At 65.2% G+C, this 18,105-nt stretch carries 16 protein-coding genes; 7 read left to right on the top strand and 9 right to left on the bottom strand.

Annotated elements, in window-relative coordinates; genetic code table 11:
* Window position 1: 1 nt before the first annotated feature.
* Entirely contained in the window at window positions 2–721 is a 720-nt protein-coding gene (locus G7026_RS02415; RefSeq protein WP_181069049.1) for a substrate-binding periplasmic protein, read from the bottom strand.
* 113 nt (window positions 722–834) lie between these two features.
* Entirely contained in the window at window positions 835–1,446 is a 612-nt protein-coding gene (locus G7026_RS02420) for a LysE family translocator (protein WP_181069050.1), read from the bottom strand.
* A 344-nt stretch (window positions 1,447–1,790) separates the two neighbouring features.
* Here G7026_RS02420 and G7026_RS02425 point away from each other — a divergent pair, with 344 nt between their 5' ends.
* Complete coding sequence (locus G7026_RS02425; protein WP_181069052.1) at window positions 1,791–3,941, top strand: FAD-dependent oxidoreductase; 2,151 nt, start codon at window positions 1,791–1,793, stop codon at window positions 3,939–3,941.
* 35 nt (window positions 3,942–3,976) lie between these two features.
* On the opposite strand, the gene G7026_RS02430 is transcribed toward G7026_RS02425, so the two are convergent.
* Complete coding sequence (locus tag G7026_RS02430; protein ID WP_181069054.1) at window positions 3,977–5,194, bottom strand: MFS transporter; 1,218 nt, start codon at window positions 5,192–5,194, stop codon at window positions 3,977–3,979.
* 154 nt (window positions 5,195–5,348) lie between these two features.
* Window positions 5,349–6,335, bottom strand: a complete 987-nt coding sequence (locus G7026_RS02435; protein WP_181069056.1) for an aldo/keto reductase — start codon at window positions 6,333–6,335, stop codon at window positions 5,349–5,351.
* A 194-nt stretch (window positions 6,336–6,529) separates the two neighbouring features.
* Between G7026_RS02435 and G7026_RS02440 the strand changes: the two genes are divergently transcribed.
* Entirely contained in the window at window positions 6,530–7,459 is a 930-nt protein-coding gene (locus G7026_RS02440; protein ID WP_181069057.1) for a DMT family transporter, read from the top strand.
* 24 nt (window positions 7,460–7,483) lie between these two features.
* Here G7026_RS02440 and G7026_RS02445 read toward each other — a convergent pair whose 3' ends face one another.
* Window positions 7,484–8,026: an ankyrin repeat domain-containing protein gene (locus tag G7026_RS02445; protein WP_258190145.1), complete on the bottom strand. Its 543-nt coding sequence runs from the start codon at window positions 8,024–8,026 to the stop codon at window positions 7,484–7,486.
* A gap of 113 nt (window positions 8,027–8,139) precedes the next feature.
* The gene (locus tag G7026_RS02450) at window positions 8,140–9,525 is read right to left on the bottom strand and encodes a cytochrome B6 (protein ID WP_181069058.1); all 1,386 of its coding nucleotides are present in this window, start codon (window positions 9,523–9,525) and stop codon (window positions 8,140–8,142) included.
* Between the two features lie 291 nt (window positions 9,526–9,816).
* Here G7026_RS02450 and G7026_RS02455 point away from each other — a divergent pair, with 291 nt between their 5' ends.
* Window positions 9,817–10,029, top strand: a complete 213-nt coding sequence (locus tag G7026_RS02455; RefSeq protein WP_138409957.1) for a DUF3820 family protein — start codon at window positions 9,817–9,819, stop codon at window positions 10,027–10,029.
* A 3-nt stretch (window positions 10,030–10,032) separates the two neighbouring features.
* Here the strand turns inward: G7026_RS02455 and G7026_RS02460 are convergent, their stop codons facing one another.
* Window positions 10,033–10,563 carry a hypothetical protein gene (locus tag G7026_RS02460; RefSeq protein ID WP_181069060.1) on the bottom strand — a complete coding sequence of 177 codons (531 nt, stop codon included), beginning with the start codon at window positions 10,561–10,563 and terminating at the stop codon, window positions 10,033–10,035.
* Window positions 10,564–10,663: 100 nt separating this feature from the next.
* On the opposite strand from G7026_RS02460, the gene G7026_RS02465 reads away from it, so the two are divergent.
* From G7026_RS02465 to G7026_RS02480, 4 genes are all read left to right on the top strand, one after another.
* On the top strand, window positions 10,664–11,482 hold the full coding sequence (locus tag G7026_RS02465) for a TlpA family protein disulfide reductase (RefSeq protein ID WP_181069062.1): 819 nt from the start codon (window positions 10,664–10,666) through the stop codon (window positions 11,480–11,482).
* Window positions 11,483–11,638: 156 nt separating this feature from the next.
* Complete coding sequence (locus G7026_RS02470) at window positions 11,639–12,760, top strand: beta-ketoacyl-ACP synthase III (protein WP_181069064.1); 1,122 nt, start codon at window positions 11,639–11,641, stop codon at window positions 12,758–12,760.
* A 233-nt stretch (window positions 12,761–12,993) separates the two neighbouring features.
* Window positions 12,994–14,295 (top strand): OprO/OprP family phosphate-selective porin, encoded by a 1,302-nt coding sequence (locus G7026_RS02475; protein WP_181069066.1) that lies wholly within the window; start codon window positions 12,994–12,996, stop codon window positions 14,293–14,295.
* A gap of 97 nt (window positions 14,296–14,392) precedes the next feature.
* Window positions 14,393–15,523 carry a GNAT family N-acetyltransferase gene (locus G7026_RS02480; RefSeq protein ID WP_181069068.1) on the top strand — a complete coding sequence of 377 codons (1,131 nt, stop codon included), beginning with the start codon at window positions 14,393–14,395 and terminating at the stop codon, window positions 15,521–15,523.
* Window positions 15,524–15,661: 138 nt separating this feature from the next.
* Here G7026_RS02480 and G7026_RS02485 read toward each other — a convergent pair whose 3' ends face one another.
* Together G7026_RS02485 and G7026_RS02490 are read right to left on the bottom strand one after the other, a co-directional pair.
* Entirely contained in the window at window positions 15,662–17,494 is a 1,833-nt protein-coding gene (locus tag G7026_RS02485; RefSeq protein ID WP_258190146.1) for an ABC transporter ATP-binding protein, read from the bottom strand.
* Between the two features lie 47 nt (window positions 17,495–17,541).
* Window positions 17,542–18,096 (bottom strand): peptidylprolyl isomerase, encoded by a 555-nt coding sequence (locus G7026_RS02490; RefSeq protein ID WP_181069070.1) that lies wholly within the window; start codon window positions 18,094–18,096, stop codon window positions 17,542–17,544.
* Window positions 18,097–18,105: the final 9 nt, after the last annotated feature.

Consider the following 18,105-nt stretch of genomic DNA (forward strand, 5'->3'; position numbering starts at 1 on the left):
TTCAGCGGTAACGCTCCAGGATGGCCTCGAATTCGCCGTCGCGCTGCATCTGCTGCATCGCCTCGACGATCTCGGCGGCTGGCACGTCCGGAACGTCGCGGACGATGCAGGCGACGGGCTCGGCGCTCAGCTCCCGCAACGCGACCAGACGATCCTGCGGTGGCAGGTAGCGGTTGAACCAGCGCAGCGACAGCTCGTTGCTGATCGCGAAGCGATAGCGCCCGGCCTCCAGCTTGGCCAGCACGATTTCCTGAGTGCGACCATCGTCGCGTCGCAGCGCGCCGCTGGCGAACTCGGCATCGAACGGGGGATAACTGAAGCCCAGCACGGTGCCGATGACCTCGCCGTGCTCCGGTGCAGTGACCGCCGTGTCGCCGGCGACCAGTTGGTTGCGCTGGACCATGAACGGCACCGTCCAGCGGTAGCGATAGCCATCCTCGTACAGCCAGGCCGGATGCAGGTAGCAGCTCACGTCGATCCGCCCATCGGCCATCATCTTCTGGATACGCAGGCGGGGCATCACCGTCTGCTGTGCGCGGCGTCCGAGCTTCTCGGCGATTCGCAGGTGCAGATCGTTGAGAATGCCCGCGCGAGCCACGCCATCCTCGATGCTCATCATCGGCATGGTCGAGCTGTCGCTGACTGAAAAGCGCAGGGCCGGCTCGTCGGCATGCACTGCGAAACAGAGCAGCGCGGTCGTGGCGAGGCATAGGTTACGCATGGGAGTCCTTTCGGTTGCGCCAGCGTTCGAAGACGTGCGAGGGCAAGCGCCAATCCTAATGGCCTGCAACGCACCGTGCGAGGCGTGCCTGCTGGGGGTGCCGATCGGCCCGCTCAGCGGGTCATCGGCAGCGCGGCGCCCATCAGCGCGAACAGCGCGCCGCAGCAACGATTAAAGCCTTTTCCGCTGCGTTCGAGCCAGGGGCGTATGCGGTTGGCCAGGCTCGCCAGGACGATCTCCACCAACCCTTCGACCGCGGCGAAGGTGGCTGCCATAACCAGGAACTGCGGCAGAAGAGAGGCCTGCGGGTCGAGGAACTGAGGCAGGAAGGCGCCGAAGAAGAGGATCACCTTCGGGTTCGACAGCGCGGAAAACAGCCCTTGGCGAAACAGGCTGCCGGCGGCCTTCGGCGCGCTCCTTTCCAGGTGGCCCAGACGCATCGCCGGGGTGCGCCAGAGCTGGATGCCGAGCCAGATCAGGTACAGACCGCCGATCAGCTTGAGCAGGATCAGCGCCTGGGCGGAGGCCTGCAGCAAGGCGCCGATGCCGAACATCGACAGCGCCATCAGCAGGACGAAGCCCAGCACGCCGCCGCCGACCGTCCACAGGGTGCGGCGCCGGCCATAGAGTGCGCCGTGGGTCAGCGCCAGCAAGCCGTTCGGCCCGGGAGTCAGTGCCAGACCGGTGACGGCGACGAGATAGAGCAGCCAGGTATGCAGCGCCATGGGAGAAAGTCCGCGTCGGTGGGCTCTGCAGTAGAGCACAGCGGCCCGGCGAGGGGCAGCCGGGACAAGCGTTCGCAGCGATTTTCCGGTTCGGTTGGCAATGACGTACCGATACCTGACGGTGCGGCGCCGAGCGGACTGAACGCCGGCCGCGGCAGCCCCTCCAATCTCCACGTCTCGTGAGATTTCCTCATGCCCCTTGCTGTCGTTAGATGCATTGGCGCCCCGCTGGTCGAGGGGGCTGAAGGGGCAAGATCGATCTCCGGGAACGACCTCACCGACGCGCAGGTCTGTGCTTGGCGCAATGGCTTCAGATCTTTTTCATTCAGGAACCCGCCGCTTCGATGAATGCACGCAAGCTCGTCGTGATTGGTCTGATCCTCGCCGCCGTGGCGAGCTTCTTTTTCTTCGACCTGGGCCAGTACCTGACGCTCGAATCGATCAAAAGGCTGCACGGGCCACTGCGGGCCGAGGTGCGCGGTCACCCCTGGTGGGCGGGGGCGCTTTTCTTCCTGGCTTATGCGGGGCTGACCGCTTTTTCATTTCCCGGCACCGTCGTCCTGACGTTGCTGGGAGGTGCACTGTTTGGCCTGATCGGAGGCACGTTGCTGGTCTCGTTCGCCTCCACGGTCGGCGCTGCGATAGCGATGCTGATGAGCCGGTTCATGATGCGCGACTGGTTTCAGAAGCGATTCGGCAGACACATTGCCGGCATCGACCGTGGATTGGCCCGCGACGGGCCGCTGTATCTGTTCTCGCTGCGCTTGATGCCGGTCATTCCGTTCGTGCTCCTGAATCCGGCATTGGGGTTGACCCGGGTGAAGTTCTGGACCTTCTGGTGGACGACCTGGGCGGGGATGCTGCCGGGCAACGCGGTCTACGTTGCGGCAGGCCGTGAACTGGCACGCATCGACTCGCTATCGGGAATTCTTTCGCCCAGCATGATCACCACCCTTGTGCTGCTGGGGGTGTTTCCGCTGCTAGCCAACAAGTTGCTGGGTGTCTACAAGGCCCGCAAGGCTTACAAGGGCTGGCGCAAGCCCAAGCGCTTCGAGCGCAACCTGATCGTGATTGGCGCCGGCGCCGGTGGGCTGGCGGCGGCCGAGCTTGCAACATCGATGAAGGCCAGGGTCACGCTGATCGAAAGGAAATCCCTCGGCGGGGACAGCCTCAACACGGGCAGCGTACCGTCCAAGGCCCTGATCCGCTCCGCCCGGCTGGCGCACGAGATGGCGCGCGGCGAGCGTTTGGGTCTTGTCGAGGCGCGCGGCAAGGTCGATTTCGCCGCGGTGATGGAACGGGTGCGCGCTGTGATCGAGGCAGTCGCCTTGCATGATTCGGTGGAGCGCTACGAGAAGCTCGGTGTCGAGGTCATCGCGGGGGAGGCCAGGGTCGTCTCGCCGTGGGAGGTGGAGGTGGACGGTCGCACCCTGAGCGCGCGCAACCTGATCATTGCCACCGGCAGCCGACCCACGATGCCGGACATACCCGGGCTCGCCGATGTCGAGCCGCTGACTTCCGACTCGGTGTGGAGTCTGCGCCAGCGGCCCGAGCGCCTGCTGGTGCTGGGCGGTGGTCCGGTGGCCTGTGAGCTGGGGCAGGCCTTCCAGCGCCTGGGCAGCCAGGTAACGCTGGTCCACCGAGGCGATCGGCTGCTCGCGTGCGAGGAGCCGGAAGCGGGCGAGGTGATAGCACAGACGTTGCGCGCCGAGGGCATGGACGTGCGCCTGGGGCATGTGCCGCAGCGTTTCGAGGTCAGGGACGGCGAGCGGCGGATGGTTTGCCAGGCCCCCCATGGCAGCGAGCTGAGCCTGCCCTTCGACGAGGTGTTGGTGGCGGTGGGCCGCAGCGCCAATCTGGAAGGCTTCGGGCTCGAACAGCTCAGGCTTGAGCCGGGTGAGGACGGTACCCTGGAGGTCAACGAGTACCTCGCCACGCGCATGCCGAATATCTACGCTATAGGTGACGTGGCCGGACCCTATCGGTTCACCCACATGGCGGCGCGCCAGGCCCGGTACGCGGTCTTCAACGGCCTGTTCGGCATGTTCTGGCGATTGAAGATGAGCTACCGGGTCACGCCGAGGGCCACCTTCACGTCACCGCAAGTCGCCAGGGTCGGGCTCTGCGAGCACGAGGCGCGCGAGCAGGACGTGGAATTCGAGGTGACCCGTTTCGACCTTGCCGAGCTCGACCGCGCCATCGCCGACGAGGCTCCAGACGGATTCGTGAAAGTGCTCACCGTACCGGGCAAGGACCGCATTCTCGGGGTGACCGTGGTCGGCGAGCACGCCAGCGAGACGATCACCGAATTCGTCATGGCGATGAAGCACAAGATCGGGCTGAAGAAATTGCTGGAGACGGTGCACATCTACCCCACCTTCGCTGAAGCCAACCATTCGCTGGCGACCGTCTGGAAGCGCGACCATGCACCGCAACGCCTGCTCCGCTGGGCGGAGCGCATCAATCGCAGGCGCGTCAGCGAGCCGCCGGCCTAACTCGCTTGTGGCGCGGGGCCGGAACCGAGTCTGGCTCAGGGCTTGGCAGACACCGCTGCGTTGGCGGTGGCCGGCTGGCTGGTCCAGGCCCAGAAGAAGATCGCCAGCCCGCATACGGCCATTGCCGCGCCGATGTAACCGGTGGAGGTCCAGCCGAAGCCGGCGGTGATGGCCAGCCCGCCGAGCCAGGGGCCCAGGGCGTTGGCGACGTTGAACGCGGCGTGGTTGGAGGCAGCGGCCAGCGTCTGGGCGTCGGCCGCCACGTCCATCAGATGCGTCTGCAGGGCAGGGGACAGGGCGACCATGGTGCCCACCGCGAACAGCGCCGGCAGCACCGTCCACAGCGAATGGGTAGCCAGCGGGAAGACCAGCAGCACCGCCGTGCTCCACAGCAGCAGCCAGGCCACCGCCTTGAATTGCAGGCGGTCGAACAGCCAGCCGCCAGCCAGATTGCCAATGATTCCGCCCAGGCCGAAGGCCGCCAGCCCGAGGGGGATCCAGCCGGGGCTGACCTGGGTCACTTCCAGCAGCGTCGGGGCGAGGTAACTGAACACGCAGAACATCCCGGCAAAGCCGATCGAACTGATGGCCAGCGCCAGCCAGACCGGCTTGCGGTTGAACGCGCGCAGTTCGCGCATCGGATCGTTACGCGGCTCGTCGCGGTTGAGCGGCAGGAAGATCGCCACCAGCGCCACCGTCAGCAGGGCGATCGCTGCGACCAGCGCAAACGCGTAGCGCCAGCTCAGCCACTGGCCCAGCCAGGTCGCCGCTGGGTTGCCGATCAGCATGGCGATGGTCAGACCGGCCAATACCCGGCTGACCGCCTGGGCCCGCTTGTGCGGCGGCACCATCGAGGCGGCTACCAGGGTGGCGACGCCGAAGTAGGCGCCATGGGGCAGGCCGGTGATGAAGCGAAACGCCAGCAACGTGTGATAGTCGGGCGCTAGCGCGCTGGCCAGATTGCCCAGGGCGAAGAAACCCATCAGCAACAGCAGCAGATGGCGACGGGGAAGCCTGGAACCGAGTATCGCCAGGAGCGGGGCACCCACCACCACGCCCAGCGCGTAGGCGCTGATGACATGGCCGACTTGCGGTTCGGTAATGCCCAGGCCCTGCGCCACGTTGGGCATCAGCCCCATGATCGTGAACTCGCCGGTGCCGATGCCGAAACCGCCCATGGCCAGGGCGAATTCGAGCAACAGCACGGCCCGCGGTGAAAGGCGTGGCGAAGCCGCCGTGGCCGGTTCCGTCATTTCCAACCTCATGATCGATTGCGTGAACGCGCGTTGCGTTTGGTCAACGCAAGCGCTCAAGGGCGGGCCTTGCGGCCCGCTCGAAGGGGGAGAATGTTGAGTGGTTTCGTCAGCATTTACAAAGTGTTTCTGTTCGGCCGGCAAGCAGGCGCGGTTAGCTTCGCGCCGGCGGTGCCATGAACTCGGGGCCGACCGGCTCCTTGACGTGATCGGCAAGCAGCGCGTCGATGTCCTTGAGGTCCTGCTCGCTCAGGCGCCAGCCGAAGGCGTCGTCGATGCCGTTGAGCTGGTCCGGGCGGCGTGCGCCCCACAGCGCGATGGTTGGACCCTGCTCGAGCACCCAACGGATCGCCAGCGCCAGCACGGACTTTCCATAACGCTCCTGCGCCAGCGCCTTGAGCGCCTCGACGGCGGCCAGGTACTGCTCGAAACGTGGCGCGCGAAACTTCGGATCGGACTTGCGCAGGTCGTCGCCGTCGAAGGTGGTGTCGGGTTTCATCCGGCCAGACAGGAGACCGCGACACAGGGCGCCGTAGCCCAGCACAGTCAGGCCATGCTGGCGCGCATACGGCAGCACGTCTTTCTCGATCGCGCGCTCGAACAGGTTGCACGGCGGCTGGATGCTGGCCAGCGGCGCCTCACGGCGGAACGCATCCATCTGTTCTGGCGAATAGTTGCTGACGCCAATGGCGAGGATCTTGCCTTCCCGGCGCAGCTTCTCCAGCTCGGCGGCGGTCTCTTCGATGGGCACCAGCGGGTCAGGCCAGTGCACCTGGTAGAGGTCGATCCGGTCGGTGCGCAAGCGACGCAGCGAGTCCTCGATTTCCTGGCGGATGCGCTGCTGCGTGGAGTTGCGCCGCGGTCCCTGGTCGGTCCAATCCAGGCCAAGCTTGGTGGCGATCACCGCCTGGTCGCGCACGCCCTCGAGCGCCTTGCCGACGACCTCTTCGGAATGGCCGAAGCCATATACTGGCGCCGTGTCGATCAGATTGATGCCGCGTTCCAGAGCACCTTGGATAGTGGCGATCGAACTCTGGTCGTCCGCGCCGCCCCACATCCAGCCGCCTATGGCCCAGGTGCCCAGGCCGATGCGCGATACGGGCGTGGCGATGCCCTCGATCGAAAGCGTTTCGATGGTCATGGAGGCTCCTTTTGTCTGTCCGGTGTCGGCCAGCCTGTACACGCTGGCCGGGTAAGAGTTACAGACAGCGGACGGCGTCAGGTGTGCGGGGGTTGCGGCTAGATCAGCCCGCCGCGTTTTTCGGCTTCATGGCGATCTCGACGAGAGGCTGGATAAGCCGGACTATATCTGCCCCGTTAACGACAGAGCTCGCCATGACAGCCGCCACCCCACCGGCCGACCGCATCGCGCCATCCCACCTTCCGATCTACTGCAAGCTCACCGCCGTGGCATTGCTCTGGGGCGGCACCTTCATCGCCGGACGGCTGCTGGCCGAGTCGCTGGCCCCCAGCGTGGCGGCCACCGGGCGTTTCGCCGTCGCCGTGCTTCTGCTGCTGGTGCTCACCTGGCGGGTCGAGGGCGGTCTACCACGCCTGACCCTGGGTCAGACCCTGACCACCTTCGCACTCGGCGCGACCGGTGTTTTTCTCTACAACATCAGCTTTTTCGCAGCGTTGTCGCAGATGCCGGCCGGGCGCACGGCGCTGTTCGTCGCGCTCAATCCGATCGTCACCGCGCTGCTGCTGGCCGCACTGTTTCGCGAGCCGCTTGGCCTGCGCAAATGGACCGGCATCCTGATCGCCTTCTGCGGTGCGGCGGTCGTCATCAGCCGCGGCGACCTGCTTGGCGCGGTGCGGGACATCGGCTCGGCGGTGGGCAAGGGTGAACTCTTCATGCTTTGCGCGGTGACCAGCTGGGCCGCCTATACCCTGATCGGTCGTTATGCCCTGCGCGGGCTGTCGCCGTTGGTCACGACCACCTATGCAACGCTCTGGGGGCTTTTACTGCTCGGTATCGGCGCAATCTTCGACCCGGCCCCGCTGCAGCTCGGCAGCCTGAACTGGCAGCAGCTGGTTGCAATCCTGTATCTGGGGGCGGGCGGCACGGTGATCGGTTTCGTCTGGTACTACCAGGGCGTGCAGGCGATCGGCCCGGCGCGCACCGCTGTGTTCAACAACCTGGTACCGGTCTTCGGTGTGTTGCTGGCCACGCTGCTGCTCGATGAGCCCCTGACGTTGGCGATGTTGGTCGGCGGCGCGCTGACCATCGGCGGAGTGATGCTGACCAATCGCAGCGCGCGCTGAGCACGCCGCGCGGTCTACGCTCACTCAGCCGCGCGCGGCCAGGGCCTCGGCCAGTAGCTTGGGCGTGTCCTGCGCGCCCATGGTCTGGGCGGCGGCCAGCGGAGTGACGCCGTTGATGTCGGTGGTCGCCGGGTTGGCGCCGTGGCGCAGCAGCAGTTCGACGATCTCGGTGCGGTTGAACATGGCGGCCATCATCAGAGCGGTCTTGCCGTCGGGGGACGCGGCGTCGACGTCGGCACCGTGACGCACCAGCAGCTCGGCCATCGGCAGGTCGCCCTTGAAGCCGGTGCCCGCCAGCGGCGACTGGCCCGCGTCGTTGACGATGTTCGGGTCGGCGCCGCGCTCGAGCAGCACGCGGGCGGCTTCGAGGTGACCGTGGTAGCTGGCCAGCATCAGCAGGGTGTCGCCTTTCTGGTTGCGCAGGTTGGGCGGCAGATCCTTTTCCAGCAGACGGCCGAGCATCTCGGCGTCTCCCTTGCGCGCGACGTCGAAGACCTGGGTCGCGAATTCCTGCATTTCCTCTTCGCTCATCGACGACGCGGGGCCGCGGGTGGTGTCTTCCGACATGGTGTCTCCCTGGTGATATGGCCGGTGGATAGGCGGTGTTTTACCACCATCGGTCTGACCGCAAGTAGCCGGCGCCGTGCGCTCCGATGCACGACGCCGGCACTGTCCCGCGCTCAGAGGGTGCGCAGGAAGGCCACCAGATCGGCCTTCTCCTGCTCGTCGAGCTGGCGCTGCAGCACCAGATTGAAGAACTCCACGGTGTCATCCAGGGTGAGCAGCCTGTCATCGTGCAGGTAGGGCGGCGAGTCCTTGATGCCCCGCAGCGTGAAGGTCTTGATCGGCCCGTCGCCGACCGCCATGCGTCCATGAACTTCGTGCGGCTCGAAGAAGCGCTCGGTTTTCAGGTTATGCATCAGGTGATCGGTGTAGTAGGGCGGCACATGGCAGCCGGCGCAGGCGCCCTTGCCGTGGAACACCTGCTCGCCACGCAGCTCCTGCTCCGTGGCGCGGGCCGGGTCCAGACGCCCCTCGAGATTCAATTTTGGGGCGGGTGGGAAGTCGAGAAGGGCCTGGAACTCACCCATGAAATGCACCTGGCTGCCACGCTCGAGCACGTTGACGCCCTTCTTCGCCGCCATCACCGGATCGCCGTCGAAGTAGGCGCCGCGCTGCTCGAACTCGGTGAAGTCCTCCACGGTTTTCAGCGCCCGTTGCGAGCCGAAGATCTGCTGGATGTTCACGCCCCGCAGAGATGGCGTGTCGAGGCGGTGGCGAAAGGCCTGGGGCCTGACGTCGCCGGCCAGGTGCGTGGCGGCATTGGTATGACCGTTGGCGTGGCAGTCGAGGCAGGCGACGCCGTTATGGGGATGCTCGCTGCGGCGATCGTCGGTGGGGTTGAATTGCTGCTGGGTGAAGGGCGTGACCAACAGTCGAAGGCCTTCGAGTTGCTTGGGATTGAGAATGCCGTTGAACAGCTCGAAGTAGTTGCGCAGGTTGACCAGCTTGCCTTGCGAGACGTCGCCCAGGTCCGGCCGAGTCGTCAGGTAGATGGGTGCCGGGAACTCGGGTAGCAGATGGTCGGGCAGGTCATAGTCCAGATCGAAGCGAGTCAGGTCGCGCTGCTCGATGCGATTGACCTCGTCGATCTGGAATTGCGGAAAGACCATGCCGCCTTCCGGGTGGTTGGGATGCGGCAGTGGCAGGAAACCGGCCGGGAACAGCTTGCGCTCGCGGATCTCGGCGGGACTCAGGGTGGCCAGCTCGTCCCAGGTGGTGTCGGCCGGCAGCCGCACCCGTACGCCGCTCTGGATCGGCTTGCCCTTGCTCATCGTGACGCCCTCGGCCGGCCTGTCGGCCAGGTCATAGCGCTGTTCGAGCAGGGCCCTGTGCTTTTCCATGATGCCGGGCCTGGCATCGGACATCCGCTTCATGATCACGTCGAAGGGTTCCGTGATCACCACGGGCGAGTAGCTGGTGGGCGGAGCATCCGCTGCGGAGGCGGTTGCCGCTCCGAGCAGCAGGCCCAGCACGGCCGCTTGGCGGGCGAGGGCGTAGGTCATTGTTGTTCTCCTGTTGGTTGGCTCCTAATCGAGCCGTACCAGCAGGCCTAGCCAAGCACTAGGTGTTGTGAAAATAGGCTTGCTCTATGAGATCGATTGAGCGAGTCAACCAACGGAGCACCTTGGGCGTCAGGCCACGCCCGAAGCGGGCTCGGGAGAACCGGGCGCGGCGGCTTATGGCTTTTGCGCCAGAACCGGCCCGCACTTACGCAGAATCGAGCTAATCCGTGGCGCTTCAGGCGGGGCCGGCTGGTGTGGCAGTATCGCTGGCTACCGACCGACACGATGCCCATGAAACCCGAAGACCTCGAACGCCTGGTGACCCAGACGATGCCCTACGGCAAGTACAAGGGGCGGATCATTGCCGATCTGCCCGGCAACTACCTCAACTGGTTCGCGCGCGAGGGATTCCCGCCCGGCGACATCGGCCGGCTGCTGCAACTGATGCAGGAGATCGACCACAACGGTCTGTCGGGCCTGCTCGATCCCTTGCGCCGGCGCTGAGGCTTATTCCTCGCTCGCGTCGCGCAGTGCTTCGTAGGAGGGCGCGGCGTAGATGCCCACCTCGACCGCCAGCGCCATCATCCGCTCCAGGTCGCTGCGATAGACGAGCACCGCCTGTAGCGCGTTGTCCAGCGGCTCGCTGAAATCCACCAGCACATAGCCGCCCTTTTCCGGATAGAGGCTGCCCAGCTGCACCTGGATGCGGTTGAGCGCCACCAGCGGTTCGGCCTTGGCCAGCTGCTTGGGCTTGAGCACGAAGCTCACCTCGGGACCGAACGAGGCGACGATCTGGGCCAACAGCTCCTCGTAACTGTCGGCCTGGAACAGCACGGTGTCCGGCAGGCTGCCAACCACCACCCACTCGCCCAGGGGGATCGGGAAACTGTCGTCGTAGTTGATGTCCGGATTGGCCTGCAGAAAGGCTTGCGGGTCGGCGTAGGCCTGGGCCGCTTCATCGGCGATCTGTCGGATCTGGGCGTCGCTCAGGCAACCCGAGCTTATCTGGGTGATCAGTTCGACGAGCGGGGCGTTCATGGGCGTTGTCCTGGTGGGCGTGCGGGGTGCGCAGGATAACCCAGGCCGGTCGGCGATCCACCTGTGCGAACATGGCCGCCTCGCCTGGATCGGATCACCCATGCTGACGCTCTCTCTCGGACCCCTGACGTTTTCCCTGGGCCACCTGATGCTGTTGGGCAGCCTGGCACTGTCCATTCTCGTCGGCTGGTGGTTCGGCCGGGGCCAGGGGATCAACCCCGAGTCGCTGCTGTTTCGCCTGTTGCTGCTGGCACTGCTGGTGGCGCGGCTGGCCTTCGTCGTGCAGTACGCCGGGCATTTCGCGGAGCAACCCTGGCGGGTACTGGATATCCGCGACGGTGGCTTCATCGCCTGGCCCGGCCTCGTCGCGGCATCACTCTATGCAGGCTGGCGGCTGTGGCGCGACCGACCGTTACGCAAGCCGGTGGGCGCCGCGCTGGCGGTCGGGGTCGGCGCCTGGCTGGTCGCCACCTTCGCCTGGCAGACCTTAGAGCAGCAGACCCGTCTGCCGTCGCTGACCCTGTATACGGCCAGCGGCGAGGCGGTCGAACTCGAGCGCTTCGTCGGCCAGCCGCTGGTGATCAACTTGTGGGCCACCTGGTGCCCCCCTTGCCGGCGGGAGATGCCGGTATTCGTCGAGGCGCAGCGACGCCTGCCGCAGGTGACCTTCCTGTTCGTCAATCAGGGCGAGGGGCCCGCCGTGACCCAGGGCTATCTCGCCGACCAGGGCCTCTCGCTGGACAATCTGCTGTTCGACCCCAGGGGTGAATTGGGGCAGCGGGTCGGGTCCCGGGCGCTGCCGACCACGCTGTTCTACGATGCCGAGGGACGTCAGCGCGGCAGCCATCTGGGCGAACTCTCCGAGGCCAGCCTCGCCCGCGCTCTAGAACGGCTGCAGCGCGCTGAAAGACGGAATTGATTGGCACCATTGAGCGCGAACACTGGGGAAATTGTTACGTTTTGGTGCACAATGGCCGCCATCAACAGGTACAGGAAAACGACCCGGACCGGCCGCCAGCCGGTCGTTGCGTTTCCGGGTGCCGACAACGATCCGCCTTATCGAAGAGGAACGACTGTGTTCAACGTCGTCATCAGTGGCACCGGTCTCTATACCCCCCCGCACAGCATCAGCAACGAAGAGCTGGTCGAGTCGTTCAATACCTACGTGCACCGCTTCAACAGCGAACACGCTGCGGCCATCGAGGCCGGTGAGATCCAGCCGCTGGCCGAATCCAGCGTCGCCTTCATCGAAAAGGCCTCGGGGATCAAGAGCCGCTACGTGACCGACAAGGAAGGCATTCTCGACCCGCAGCGCATGGTTCCGCGCATCCCCGAGCGCGCCAACGATCAGTGGTCGATTCTTTGCGAGATGTCGATCAAGGCCGCCGAAGAAGCCCTCGCGCGGGCCGGCAAGACCGCCGCTGATATCGATGGCGTCATCGTCGCCTGCTCGAACCTGCAGCGCGCCTATCCCGCCGTGGCGATCGAGGTGCAGGCGGCGCTCGGTATCTCCGGCTTCGGCTTCGACATGAACGTGGCCTGTTCGTCGGCCACCTTCGGTATCCAGAATGCGGTCAACGCGGTCCAGCTGGGGCAGGCGCGGGCGATCCTGATGGTCAATCCGGAGATCTGCACCGGGCACATGAACTTCCGTGACCGCGACAGCCACTTCATCTTCGGCGACGCCTGCACCGCGGTGGTGATCGAGCGCGCCGACCTCGCCACCTCGCCCTACCAGTGGGAAGTGGTCAGCACCAAGTTGCTCACCGAGTTCTCCAACAACATCCGCAACAACTTCGGCTTTCTCAATCGCACCGCCGAAGAGTACATGACCAACCCGGACAAGCTGTTCGTCCAGGAAGGGCGCAAGGTGTTCAAGGAAGTCTGTCCGATGGTCGCCGACCTCATCAGCCAGCACCTCGAGGAGAACGGCCTGAACGCCTCGCAGATCAAGCGCTTCTGGCTGCATCAGGCCAACCTCAACATGAACCTGCTGATCGCCCGCAAGCTGCTCGGCCGCGATGCCGAAGCCAACGAGGCTCCCGTCATTCTCGACAGCTATGCCAACACCAGTTCGGCCGGCTCGGTGATCGCTTTCCACAAGCATCAGGACGACCTGCCGGCCGGTAGCCTCGGCGTGTTGAGCTCGTTCGGCGCCGGTTACTCGATCGGCAGCGTGATCCTGCGCAAGAAGTAATCCTTCCTCCCCAGCGCCCGGCTCGAAGCGACGCCGGGCGCGGTCTCCAGCCTCCAAACGCCTGACCGTTGATCGGCAATGGGCTCTATGAAGCCGGTTCCAGCCCCATGCGGCTGTAACAGAAGCTTTACGGAACAGCCGTCGCGCTGAAATAACCCCCCGCCAAGATTCCCCCAGCACAAAGAGCCCGGCTCCTGTGTTTACCAACGCTGACCATTCAAGGGGAATTTTCGATGATCCGTAAGCACTTTGCCGGTTTCGCCGCCAGCGCGCTGGCGATGGCTGTAACCGCCCAGGCTTTCGCCGGCACCGTCACCACCGACGGCGCTGACATCGTAGTCAAGACAAAAGGCGGCCTGGAAGTCGCCACGACGGACAAGCAGTTCAGCTTCAAGGTCGGGGGCCGCCTGCAAGCTGACTACAGCCGCTTCGACGGCATCTACACGGTCAATGGCGATAGCGCCGATGCCGCCTACTTCCGCCGCGCCTTCATCGAGATCGGTGGCGTCGCCTTCACCGACTGGAAATACCAGTTCAACTACGACCTATCGCATAACGCCGGTAGCAGCGAAGACGGCTACTGGGACGAGGCGTCTATCCAGTACAGCGGCTTTAAACCGATCAACATCAAGGTCGGTCGCTTCGACCCCGACTTCGGTCTGGAAAAAGCCACTAGCTCCAAGTGGGTGACGGCACCGGAGCGCAACGCCGCCTACGACCTGATCGACTGGACCAATGGCCACCAGAACGGCCTCGGCGTTCAGGTCAACGGCACGGCCGGCCCGTCGCTGTACGGCTCGCTCGGTCTGCACGCCAAAGACCAGAACGACGTCAACGGTGACAGCGTCAAGCAGGTCAACCTGCGGGGCGTGTTCGCCCCGATGCACGAAGCGGGCAACGTCCTGCACCTGGGTGTGAACTTCGCCCGTCGCGACCTGGATGACGTTGGCGGTCTGGACACCCGTATTCGCAGCCGTCTGGGCATGCGTGGCGTGTCCACTTCTGGCGGCAACGATGCCGGGACCAACGGCAACCGCCTGACCGTCGCTGGCGCCAGCAACCTGCCGGCCGGCTCCTATGGCGACGATACCGCCTGGGGTCTGGAAGCCGCCTGGGCGATGGGCCCGCTGTCGGTTCAGGGTGAATACATCAAGCGCAAGCTCGAGGCCGATTCCAACGCTTACCAGGACATCGATGCCAAGGGTTACTACGCTCAGATCGCCTACACCATCACTGGCGAAGCCCGTGATTACAGGCTGGGCCGCTTCGATGCCATCAAGCCGTCGAACAAGCAGGTTGGCGCCTGGGAAGTGTTCTACCGCTACGACTATCTCGAAGGCGACGACGATACCGTAGGCACCACCGCCACCAGCACCGTCGAGGGCAAGGTCCACAACCTGGGTGTCAACTGGTACCTCAACGACAACGTCCGTCTGACCGGCGCCTACGTCAAAGCCAAGGTAGACAACGCGCAGAACACCGCTGGCGACGATTCCGGCGACGGCTTCGTCATGCGCGCCCAGTACGCGTTCTAAGCAACACCCGCGTCATCGTTTCATCCTGTGATGCTCCTTTCAGGCCCCGCTTCGGCGGGGCTTTTTTTCGTCCGCCGCACAGGCCAGACTTGGCGGTATGCCTATCCAGACGATTTCCCGCCTCGCCGAACTCCCCCCTGCCCAGTGGGACGGCCTGCTCGCTACCCGGCAGCCATTTCTCAGCCACGCATTCCTGTCCTCCCTGGAAGACAGCGGCAGCGTCGGCGGGCGAAGCGGCTGGCGTCCGCATCATCAGGTGCTGACAGACCCTGCTGGTGGACTGAAGGCGGCCCTGCCGCTGTATCGCAAGACCAATTCCTATGGCGAATACGTGTTCGACTGGGCCTGGGCCGACGCCTGCCACCGCGCGGGCATCGAGTATTACCCCAAGCTGCTCTGCGCCGTGCCGTTCTCGCCGGTGACCGGCGAGCGCCTGCTCGGCGACCCGCAGGCCAGCGGACAACTGATCGACGCGCTCACCGCCGCACTCCCGGGGCAGGGCTATTCCGGGTTGCACGTCAATTTCACCGAGCCGGGCGCCGATGTGCTGATGGACGGCCGCGAAGGCTGGCTCGAGCGCATCGGCTGCCAGTTCCACTGGCACAACCGTGGCTACCGGGACTTCCAGGACTTTCTCGACGCGCTCGCTTCGCGCAAGCGCAAGCAACTGCGCAAGGAACGCGAGCAGGTGGCGGGGCAGGGGATCGGCTTCGATTGGCGCGAGGGACACCAGCTCAGCGAGCTGGAGTGGGATTTCGTCTACGCCTGCTACGCCAACACCTACGAGATCCGTGGCCAGCACCCGTACCTGACGCGGGCGTTTTTCAGCCTGCTGGCGGAGCGGATGCCCGAAGCCATTCGCGTGGTGCTGGCGTTGCAGAGCGGCCGCCCCGTGGCCATGGCGTTCTGCCTGACCGATGGACACAGCCTCTACGGCCGCTACTGGGGCTGCCTGGCGGAGTTCGACCGGCTGCACTTCGAGACCTGCTTCTACCAGGGCATCGACCAGGCCATCGCGATGGGATTGCAGCGTTTCGACGCGGGCGCCCAGGGCGAGCACAAGCTGATCCGCGGATTCGAGCCGGTGATCACGCGCTCCTGGCACTACCTGCAGCACCCAGGGCTGCGCGCCGCCGTCGCCGAGTTCCTCGAACAGGAGCACATCGGCGTCCTGCGCTACGCCGAAGCCGCCCGCGAGGCCTTGCCGTACCGCCAGGGCGATTCGTAGAGCGACCCGGAGCTCAGCGGCCGGGTCTTCGTAGGAGCGGTCGGGGACGCCTAATCTTGACCGCGATCGGCCGTGACGCCATTCGCGGTCAAGACTGGGCGTCCCCGACCGCTCCCACAGCAGGCTGATGACAGGCCGCTACTCCACGCCGACGAAGCCGCCGGTCTGGTGTTGCCAAAGCCGTGCATACAGGCCGTTGCGCTCCAGCAGTTCGGCGTGGGTGCCGGTTTCGACGATGCGCCCCTGATCGATCACCACCAGACGGTCCATGCGCGCGATGGTCGACAGCCGGTGGGCGATCGCGATCACCGTCTTGCCTTCCATCAGCGTCTCCAGGCTGTCCTGGATGGCGGCCTCGACTTCCGAGTCCAGCGCCGAGGTCGCTTCGTCGAGCACCAGGATCGGCGCGTTCTTGAGCAGCACGCGGGCGATGGCGATGCGTTGGCGCTGGCCACCGGAGAGCTTGACCCCGCGCTCGCCGACGTAGGCGTCGAATCCGGTGCGGCCAGCGTCGTCGCTGAGTTGGGGGATGAACGCATCGGCGCGGGCGCCGCGGATGGCTTGCAGCAATTGGGCATCCGTCGCGTCGGGATTGCCGTAGCGCAGGTTGTCGCGGATCGAGCGGTGCAGCAGGGCGGTGTCCTGGGTCACCACGCCGATCTGCGCGCGCAGGCTTTCCTGGGTTACCCGGGCGATGTCCTGGTCATCGATGAGGATGCGCCCGCTCTCCAGGTCGTACAGGCGCAGGAGCAGATTGATCAGGGTGGACTTGCCGGCGCCGGACGGGCCGACCAGGCCGATCTTCTCGCCGGGGCGTATCTGCAGGTCGAGGCCGGCGATGACGCCTTCGGCCTTGCCGTAGTGGAAGTGGATATTCTCGAAGTGGATGCCGCCTTCGCGGACCTGCAGGGGCGCCGCGTCGGGGCGGTCGGCGAGCTGCTGCGGCTGGACGATGGTGCGCATGCCGTCCTGCACGGTGCCGACGTTCTCGAAGATGCTGTTGACCACCCACATGACCCACTCGGACATGTTGTTGATGCGGATCACCAGGCCAGCCGCCAAAGCGATCGCGCCGGGGGTGATCTCGCCGATGCTCCACAGCCACAGGGCCAGTCCGACGGTGCCGGCGATCAGCAGGCCGTTCATGCAGATGATCGAGAAGTCCATCGCGGTGATGATGCGCGACTGCCAGCGGAAGCGCTCGACAAGGTCCTGCATCGCCGAATGGGCGTAGCGTTCCTCATGCTGGGAATGGGCGAACAGTTTGAGGGTGAGGATATTGGTGTAGCCGTCGACCACCCGACCCATCACCTTGGAGCGGCCTTCGGACGCCGCCGCCGAACGGCGACGCACCCGTGGCACGAAATAGCACAGCGCGGCGATGTAGCCGACTATCCAGAGCGTCAGCGGAATGACCAGGCGGATGTCGGCCTGGGCGAACAGCACCAGGGCGCTGCCGGCATAGATGATCACGTGCCACAGCGAGTCGACCACCTGGACCGCCGACTCGCGCAACGCCGGGCCGGTCTGCATGACGCGCTGGGCGATGCGTCCGGAGAAATCGTTGTGGAAGAACCCCAGGCTCTGGCGCAGCACGTAGCGATGGTTCTGCCAGCGGATCAGGTTGGTCAGGCTCGGCGACAGCGACTGGTGGACCAGCAGGTCATGCAGCCCGAAGAACAGCGGGCGCAGCAGCAGGGCAACCACACCCATCCAGATCAGCTGGTTGGCGTTCTGCTCGAAGAAGTCGGCGCTGGGCGTGGCCTGCACCATGTCGATCAGCTGGCCGATGAAGCTGAACAGCGCCACCTCGATGAGGGTGACGAAAAAACCCACCGTCAGCAGCGCGACGAGCAGCGGCCAGACCTGCATCAGGTAGTGCAGGTAGAACCGGAATATGCCTTGCGGCGGCAGGGTGGCGGGGGCTTCCTTGAACGGGTCGATGAGGTTTTCGAAACGACGGAACAGCATTCAGGCCTCGCTGGAGGAGGACGGGCGCAAGGCCCGCCCAGCGGAAACTACAGGCGTTTGGCGGAGATGATCTTGACCGGCTCGCGCGGAACATCCTGCATCATGCCCTTGCGCCCGGTGGGCACCTGGGCGATCTGGTCGACGACGTCCATGCCGCGTACCACCTTGCCGAACACGGCATAGCCGAAATCGCGCGAGCCATGGTCGAGGAAAGCATTGTCGCGATGATTGATGAAGAACTGGCTGGTGGCCGAATCCTTCGCCTGGGTACGCGCCATCGCCAGGGTGCCGCGCACGTTGTGCAGGCCGTTGTCGGCTTCGTTCTTGATCGGCGCCTGGGTGTCCTTCTGGCGCATGTCTTCGGTGAAACCGCCGCCCTGGACCATGAAGCCGGAAATCACCCGATGGAAGATGGTGTTGTCGTAGAACCCGCTGTCCACGTAGGCGAGGAAGTTCTGCACGCTGACCGGCGCCTTGTCCGCCTCGAGCTCGATTTCGATTTCGCCGAGGCTGGTGTTGAGCAGCACCTGCGGGTTGTCGGCGGCCAGCAGCTGGCCGGTCAGCAGAAGGGTGGAGGCAGCAAGTAGCAATCGTTTGAACATGGATGAATT

Origin of the sequence: Stutzerimonas azotifigens (assembly GCF_013522725.1) — a bacterium.
In the GTDB taxonomy this organism is placed as follows: domain Bacteria; phylum Pseudomonadota; class Gammaproteobacteria; order Pseudomonadales; family Pseudomonadaceae; genus Stutzerimonas; species Stutzerimonas azotifigens_A.